The organism is Bifidobacterium mongoliense DSM 21395 (genome assembly GCF_000741285.1).
GTDB lineage: Bacteria > Actinomycetota > Actinomycetes > Actinomycetales > Bifidobacteriaceae > Bifidobacterium > Bifidobacterium mongoliense.
The window spans coordinates 24,806-32,946 of sequence record NZ_JGZE01000029.1; the positions used below are offsets into that span (position 1 = coordinate 24,806).

Sequence of the window (8,141 nt, forward strand, 5' to 3'; positions counted from 1 at the left end):
AACTCGCATAATGCCTTTCGTTGGAGCTCATGCGCCCAAGCCCGATCACTCCCGCCCGGGTGGGCCGCCGCCCCCTAAGATATCTCCCATATGATATACCCGGCCGCGTTACGAACAGGGACTCCCGCCAGCACGCCGCGACGCCGCCCGCACGACGTTGCCACGACGCACTAGGATGCAGGAGGCCATGCAACACAAAGGGGCAGCAACGATGACGCACGCGACAAGCAGCTCGGACGAGCACACCGAGATCCACGCAGACAGCCATGAAGGCGTACGCCGATCGCTGAAGAACCGCCACATCCAGCTCATCGCCCTCGGTGGGGCCATCGGCACCGGGCTGTTCTACGGGTCGAGCGAGGCGATAGGCCTGGCCGGGCCGAGCATCCTCCTGGCCTACCTGGTCGGCGGGCTGGCCATCTTCCTCATCGTGCGGGCGCTGACCGAGATGTCGGTCGAGGACCCGCGCTCCGGCGCCTTCAGCTACTACGCCACCCGGTACTGGTCACGGCGCGCGGGCTTTGTGTCCGGGTGGAACTACTGGGTCAATTACGTGCTGGTCTCGATGGTCGAGCTCTCCGTCGTCGGCACGTTCGCCAACTACTGGTTCCCCGCCATCCCCCATTGGGTCTCCGCCTCGGTGTTCCTCGTTGCGATCGCCGGGGTCAACCTCCTGGGCGTGAGCCGGTTCGGGGAATTCGAGTTCTGGTTCTCCGCGATCAAGGTCATCGCCGTCGTCGCCATGATCCTCGGCGGCATCGCCGTCATCGTGATGGCCCTGCCCACCACGTCGGGCATCTGCCCCTCGCCGGTCAACTGGTTCACCGTCGGCGGCGGATTCCTGCCCCACGGGCTGATGTCACGGGATCACGCCGGCCATTGGACCGGCCTGCTCATGTCGCTGTGCGTCGTCATGTTCAGCTTCGGCGGCACCGAACTCATCGGCATCACGGCCGGCGAGACCATCGACCCGACCCGGACCATACCCAAGGCCGCGAACGGGATCATCTCGCGTATCCTCATCTTCTATATCGGCGCGCTCGGCGTGATCATGGCCGTCGTGCCGTGGAACACCATCACCGGCTCCACCAGCCCCTTCGTGCAGATCTTCGATTCCGTGGGCGTCCACGCCGCCGCCGACATCCTCAACTTCGTGTGCCTGACCGCCGTGGTCAGCGTCTGCAACTCCGCGCTCTATTCGAATTCCCGCATGCTCTTCTCCCTGTCCAAACAGGGCAACGCGCCGGCGTTCCTCGGCATGCTCAGCGCACGCGGGGTCCCGGCGGCGGGCGTGCTGACCTCGGCGGTGATCACCGCGGGGACCGTGGTCATCGTGTTCCTGTGGCCCGAATTCGCGTTCAACTACCTCATGAGCATCACCACCATCGCCACGATGCTCAACTGGGCGATCATCCTGCTCACGCACATGCACTTCCGCAGGGCCGTGGAGGCAGGCAAGGGCCCGGGCGACCTGGCGGGACTGGAGGGTCACCAAGCGTTGCGCCGACTGCGGTTCGCGCTGCCCCATGCCCGCGTCGTCGCCTGGACGGTGCTGGCCTACCTCGCCGCCATCGTGGTCCTCATGTGCTTCTCCCCCGGTTACCGTGCGGCCGTGATAGCCGGACCGGTGTGGATCATCCTGTTGCTGGCGATCTATCAGATCCGCGCGCATCACGACCGCCTCGCGGGAACGGATTACACAATCGAAACGGTGGACACGACCGACTGAGCGACAGCCGCAAAAACACCGGGGCGGCGCGACCATTGTGGCCGCGCCGCCCCGGAATCAGCGGTGTCCTACTGCTGCGTCACTCCTGCGTCTGCGCGCGGGCGATCTTGCCGGTGAAGGATTCCTTCTCATCGGCGTCAGCGGCCTCGCCCTTGTTCCAGGAGAACATGGCGCGGAGCTTCGGTCCGACCGTCTCGAGCTGCGGACGGGAGAACTCCTCCTGCAGCTCCTTGAACTTCGGAGCGCCCTTGGCCTGATCCTCCATGAACTCCTTGGCGAAGGCGCCGTCCTGAATGCGACCGAGCTGGTACTGCATGCGCTCACGCGTGTGCTCGTCGATGACCGTGGAGGTGAAGTCGCCGTACTGGGCGGTGTCGGAGCAGCTCCAACGCGCCTTGTTCAGGCCACCCTCGTTCATGAGGTCGACGAGCATCTTGAGCTCGTGGAACACCTCGAAGTAGGCGATCTCCGGCTGGTAACCGGCCGCGGTGAGGACCTCGAAGCCCATCTCGCACAGGTGGTTGATGCCGCCCATGAGCACGTCCTGCTCACCGAAGAGATCGGTTTCGGTCTCCTCCTTGAACGTCGTCTTGATGGCGCCGGCGCGCAGGGCGCCCAGAGCCTTGGCGTAGGCGAGGGTGATGCCCCAGCCGTCGCCGCGCGGATCCTGCTCGACCGCGACGACCACCGGCACGCCACGTCCGGCGGCGTACTCACGGCGCACGATGTGGCCCGGGCCCTTGGGGGCGACCATGAAGACCGGGTGATCGGCCGAAGGCTTGATGTAGCCGTAGTGGATGTTGAAGCCGTGCGCGAAGGCGAGCGCCGCGCCCTCCTTGAGGTTCGGCTCGATGTCGTCGCGGTAGATCTGCGCCTGGTACTGGTCGGGGGCCAGGATCATGACCACGTCGGCTTCCTTGGTCGCATCGGCGACGGACTTGACTTCGAGACCCTGCTCCTTGGCGAAGGCCACGGACTTGGAGGTCGGACGCAGGCCGACGACGACCTTGACGCCGGAGTCACGAAGGTTCAGGGCATGAGCATGGCCTTGTGAGCCGTAGCCGATGACCGCCACGGTCTTGCCGTCGAATACGGAGAGGTCGGCGTCGTTCTCATACCAGATTTGTGCTGTCATAATAGTGTTCTCCTAATAGAGGTAATAATCATTGTGATTGTTGATGACATCCGATCGCACGCGTTTGATGCCGCGCCGACCGATGTCCTTGGCCTGTCTAAGAGGATTGTGTCCTGAATCGTTGCCCATACTACCCCATATGGGGAAATCCCCATATTCGGGTCCACCTGTCGGGCAACGGCCCGAGACCATCCTCGATTATCGGTGGTGCGGGACATGACCCCGCATGCCGTCACCGCTCGAAATCGGTATTTTTGGTCTCCTTACATGTCAGCACTCCAACGAGGCAGCACAGGGCCATCACGCCGAGATACATCCCGACGGATTGCACGCCCCAATGCTCCGAGAGCCACGTCGCCACGGAGGGCACGAAGGCCGCACCCACGATGGCCGCGAGGTTGTAACCGATGCCCGAACCCGAATACCGCACGTTCGCGGCGAAGAGTTCGGGAAGAAAAGCGCCGATGGGCCCGAAGGCGATGCCCATGAGGGCGAAGCCCACGCACAGGAACACCATGACGGATACGGTGTCGCGCTGGCCCTGCCCCATGAGCAGATAGGGGAACAGGAGCGAGAAGACGACCAGGGCGACCGACGAGAACAGGAGCACCTTGCGACGTCCGACCTTATCGGCGTAGAGGCACGAGAGCACGATGAACAGCGCGAAGACGCAGATCGCGACCATGAGCATGAGCAGATACTCCTGGTTGGTGAAGCCCAGGCCGCCGCCGCCCTGCCCGACCGGCTTGGTCGCCCAAGCCAGCGACCAGGTCGCCAACGTGTAGAACAACGTGTAGGTGACCGCGACCAGGAACGTGGCCTGCAGCACCTGACGCCAGCTGTGGCGGAAGACTTCGCGGAGCGGAGCCTTGACCACGCGGTGCTCACGCAGGGTACGCTGGAAGACCGGCGTCTCCTCCATGTGGACCCTGGCCACGAGTCCGACGATGACCAGCACGGCCGAAAGCAGGAACGGCACGCGCCAGCCCCAGGTGAGCATGGCGTTCGAGTCGTTGAACATCTCCAGCAGGAAGTAGGTGCCGTTCGACAGGAAGAATCCGATCGGGGCGCCGAGCTCGGGGAATGATCCGTACAGCGCGCGGCGGTTCTCCGGCGCGTTCTCGGTGGCGACCAGCGCCGCCCCGGACCATTCACCGCCCAGCCCGATGCCCTGCACGAAGCGGCAGAGCACCAGAACGGCCACGGCGAACCAGCCCCACATGTCGTAGGTCGGCAGGCAGCCGATGAGGAAGGTCGCGACGCCCATGGTGAGCAGCGAGACGACCAGCGTCGTCTTGCGCCCCATGCGGTCGCCGAAGTGGCCGAACACCAGGGATCCGACGGGCCGCGCAACGAAGGCGACGGCGAAGGTCAGCAGCGAGCCGATCAGCGCGGCGGTGCCGGTGTGCCCGAAGAACACCTTGGGAAAGTAGTTCGCCGCGGCGGTGCCGTAGGCGTAGAAATCGTAGAACTCGATGGCCGTGCCGACCATCGAGGCCGCGATCACGGTTTTCACTGATTGCCGGACGGCCTTTGCCACGTGGGCCGCGGGCGATGTGCCCTCGAGGTCCTGCGGCAACTCGGTCGTGCTGTCGACTGCTGTCATCTGAAATCTCCCTGATCCTGCGCCGGAGCGCCATGGTTCATGTCGGACTTGCCCGTGCCTCATGCCTGTGATGTGTCTTGTGGACCGCAAACAACAAAGCCCCGCAACTTGTGCGGGGCCCAAACGTGGATTGTGTCTGTGCTTCAGGCCCTGCCTTCGTTGGCGGGGTCTTCAGCGTGGATGCCGAATCAGTCCGTCAGCGAAGACGGAATAATAATTCGTGCAACTGCCAGACGCATCGTCTGGCGCAGTGATGATGTCATTGTTCCGGTCATCGTAACGGACCTCCTCTCATATGCTGTAAGTTCGTGTCGGATTGATACCCGACTTGGTTGATAACGTAGGCCCGGGGTTTCGCCGATGTGCGGGGGCGTCCGCATGGTGGACATCAGTGCCCGAGGGAAATAAGCCACCAGCCCAGCGCAAGGCTCGCCATGGTACCGAACAGCGTCACCCCCAGATAGAGCGCGGCGGACCAGACCTTGCGCTGACGAACCAAGGAGAGCATCTGGCCGACGGCGGCAGGAAAGGTCGCGAACCCGCCGCAGAAACCCAGCACAAACACGAGGTAGGTCGCCCCACTGACCGTGCGGTCCAGATACGAGGCCGCGGCCAGACCGACGAAGAATGCCGCCAAGATGTTGATGAGCACCGTCGACAGCGGGAACACGCGGTTCCACCAGCGTTGGATGGAGGTGTCGAGAATGAAGCGCGACACAGCACCCAGGCCACCGAACACGCATACCATGAACCAGATCATCAGTGGACCTCCCCGGTCGCCGGATCGGGCACCAGCGGTATCTCCGCCGTGATGGGCGGCGGCTCGTAGGCCAACGGCGCCTGCCCCGAGGCCGGGGCCTGCCGAGCATCGACCGTCTCGTGGTGGTCGACGGCCCCCTCCGGGCCTGTGGACTCCACGGCCTGTGGATGTAACGCATGCGAGGCATCCGACACGGTCTGCGCATGAGCCCCGACCGTCTTGGCATGGCGGCGACGGCGATCCTCCGCATTCGCGTCGGCGACGGCCTTGGCCACGACGAGCCGCTGCTGATGAGCCGCCAGCAGCCGCCCGCACCGGCTCCCGAGCAGGGCCGCCACGACCCCGCAGCTCAGGCTGCCTGCCGTATAGGCGAGGAACATCGCGTAGTCGCCGTCCCCTAGGAGCAGGAACCCTTGGAGGATGGCCATGGCCATCATCGAGAGCGCGCCGCACACCCCCATGCCCAAGCCGCTGCCCAGAATCTGGCGCACCCGTTTGGACAGCCACGCCGCCCGGGACAGGTAGCTGGTAAGCGTCCCGTAGCCGAAACAGGCCAATGCGTTGACCAACAACGTCGCCAGCAACGGCACCACGGCGGAACCGGGACGGGCGGCGTCGTGGGGGAACATCATGGTGATCGGCGTATGCAGGGCCACGCCCAGGAATCCTCCGAGGAAAACGGCGAGATACATGATGCCGTCGGCGAGCGGGTTGAACCGCGCTTGCAGATGCTTGAGCGGTGCCAGGGGGATCTTCGGGGGCACCGGTGCGGCGGCCTTCCCGAAAGGCCGCGGCGCGACGTTGCGGGCCTGCGCGGCCGCGATCTCCATGGTGCTCGGCGCGGGTTCGGTAACGGTCTCCTTGGAGGGGACCCGCAGGTCGTCAAGGCGGGGCATGGCATCGAGTACCGCCGAGGCGAACAGGTCCCCGAGCGCCTCGTTGGCGTGCCCGGTGGGCAGGTCGGCACCGTCATCGCGCACCGCATCATCAACGTCGTTCGTCGCGACGTTGTCCGGAACATCGCCGGGCAACGGTTCCTTCGCCGTGGAATCCATCAGTCTTCGCTCCTTTGCGTATTCTGATCGGTCGTGGCCTGCGTGATGCGTCCGATCGTCGTCGCGACGTATGACATGGCGGTCCCGAAGGTCGGATGCAGGAGAACCCGAGCCTCAGTCGACGAGCGAACGCACCGAGATGATGTGGTCGCGCTGGGGACCCGTGCCGATGGCCGAAATCCGGCAGCCGGACAACTCCTCGAGTCGCTTGACGTACGCCTGGGTGGTCTGTGGCAGATCCTCGAAGCTGCGGGCCTTGGAAATGTCCTCGCTCCACCCCGGCATGGTCTCGTAGACGGGTCGCGCTGCGGTGAACTCAGCCTGGTCGACCGGCATGTGGTCGTACCGGGTGTGTGTGCCGTCGCCGTTGTCGACGTCGTAGGCAACACAGATCGGAATCTCATGCAGTCCGGTGAGCACGTCGAGCTTGGTCAGCACGAGATCGGTCAGGCCATTGACCTGGACGGCGTACCGGTTCACGACGGCGTCGAACCAGCCGCACCGACGCGGACGGCCGGTGGTGACACCGAATTCATGACCCTGCTGGCGCAGCCATTCGCCGGATTCGTCGAGCAGCTCCGTGGGGAATGGGCCTTCGCCGACGCGGGTGACATACGCCTTGGAGACGCCAATGACGCGGGCGATCTTGGTCGGTCCCACGCCTGTGCCGGTGCAGGCGCCGCCCGCGGTCGGGTTGGACGACGTGACGAACGGATAGGTGCCGTGGTCGACGTCGAGCATGGTGGCCTGACCGCCTTCGAAGAGCACGGTCTTGCCGGCGTCCAACGCCTCATTGAGCACCAGCGAGGTGTTGGCGACGTACGGCTTGAGACGCTTGCCCAACGCCAACAGGTCCTTGGTCGTCTGGTCGATGTCGACCGGACGGCGGTTATACAGTTTCACGAGCATCTGGTTCTTCTGATGCAGGCTGGCCTCCACCTTGTCGTGCAGGTGGCGCTCGTTGAACAGATCGTGCACGCGGATGCCGACGCGGTTGATCTTGTCCGCGTAGGCCGGGCCGATGCCACGGCCGGTCGTGCCGATCTTGTGCTTGCCGAGGAAGCGCTCGGTGACCTTGTCGAGTACGCGGTGATACGGCGCGATGACATGGGCCTCCTCGCTCACAAGCAGATGCGAGCAGTCGACGCCACGGGCCTGAAGCCCGTCGATCTCCTCGAAGAGCACCTCGGGATCGATCACCACGCCGTTGCCGATGACGGGCGTGACGTTGGGATTGATCACGCCGCTGGGCAGCAGATGCAGGGCATAGGACTCATCGCCGACCACCACGGTGTGACCCGCGTTGTTGCCGCCGTTGAACCGCGCGACATAGTCGACATGGGTGCCGATCAAATCGGTCGCCTTGCCTTTGCCCTCGTCGCCCCACTGAGCTCCGATAAGAATGATTCCGGGCATAACCGCACCTCCGCATCCGCATGATTCCGCCTGAAACAGCGTATCCCAACGTCTATACCGCACACCCCGTTCAGTGCAGTGCGTGGCCCGCCGAACCGAGGCGCCGACATGCCTCGACGACGCGCGCGGCCATGGCGGTCTCTGCTTCGCGGCCCCAGGAGCGCGGATCGTAGAAATGCTTGTCGCCGACCTCGCCGTCGACCTTGAGCACCGCATCGTAATGGCTGAACATATGCCCCGCCACCGCGCGGGTGAACGCGTACTGGGTGTCGGTGTCGACGTTCATCTTCACGACGCCGTAGCGCACGGCGGCCGCGATGTCGGCCGGGTCGGAGCCGGATCCGCCGTGGAAGACGAGCGGGAAGGGTTTGCCCATGGCCACAGCCTCGCGCACGATCGCGTCGGGAACGGCGGTCGCGCGGGCCGATGGGTGCTCGAGC

7 protein-coding genes are annotated in these 8,141 nt (G+C 64.7%); 1 reads left to right on the top strand and 6 read right to left on the bottom strand.

The features are described from left to right. The first annotated feature begins 211 nt into the window (after positions 1–211). Complete coding sequence (locus BMON_RS08530; RefSeq protein ID WP_081883023.1) at positions 212–1,729, top strand: amino acid permease; 1,518 nt, start codon at positions 212–214, stop codon at positions 1,727–1,729. Positions 1,730–1,808: 79 nt separating this feature from the next. On the opposite strand, the gene ilvC is transcribed toward BMON_RS08530, so the two are convergent. The 6 genes from ilvC to BMON_RS08560 form a co-directional block, all read right to left on the bottom strand. Continuing rightward, entirely contained in the window at positions 1,809–2,864 is a 1,056-nt protein-coding gene (ilvC, locus tag BMON_RS08535) for a ketol-acid reductoisomerase (RefSeq protein WP_033512918.1), read from the bottom strand. Positions 2,865–3,096: 232 nt separating this feature from the next. Continuing rightward, entirely contained in the window at positions 3,097–4,470 is a 1,374-nt protein-coding gene (locus BMON_RS08540; protein WP_051918041.1) for an MFS transporter, read from the bottom strand. Positions 4,471–4,858: 388 nt separating this feature from the next. Further along, positions 4,859–5,230 carry a fluoride efflux transporter FluC gene (locus BMON_RS08545; protein ID WP_033512919.1) on the bottom strand — a complete coding sequence of 124 codons (372 nt, stop codon included), beginning with the start codon at positions 5,228–5,230 and terminating at the stop codon, positions 4,859–4,861. After that, complete coding sequence (locus BMON_RS08550; RefSeq protein WP_051918042.1) at positions 5,230–6,285, bottom strand: FluC/FEX family fluoride channel; 1,056 nt, start codon at positions 6,283–6,285, stop codon at positions 5,230–5,232. Before BMON_RS08550 ends, BMON_RS08545 begins: the two co-directional genes overlap by 1 nt. A 114-nt stretch (positions 6,286–6,399) precedes the next feature. After that, positions 6,400–7,701, bottom strand: a complete 1,302-nt coding sequence (locus BMON_RS08555) for an adenylosuccinate synthase (RefSeq protein WP_033512921.1) — start codon at positions 7,699–7,701, stop codon at positions 6,400–6,402. Between the two features lie 70 nt (positions 7,702–7,771). After that, positions 7,772–8,141: class II fructose-bisphosphate aldolase (locus BMON_RS08560; protein WP_034885476.1), on the bottom strand; the 370-nt coding region annotated here is incomplete at its 5' end.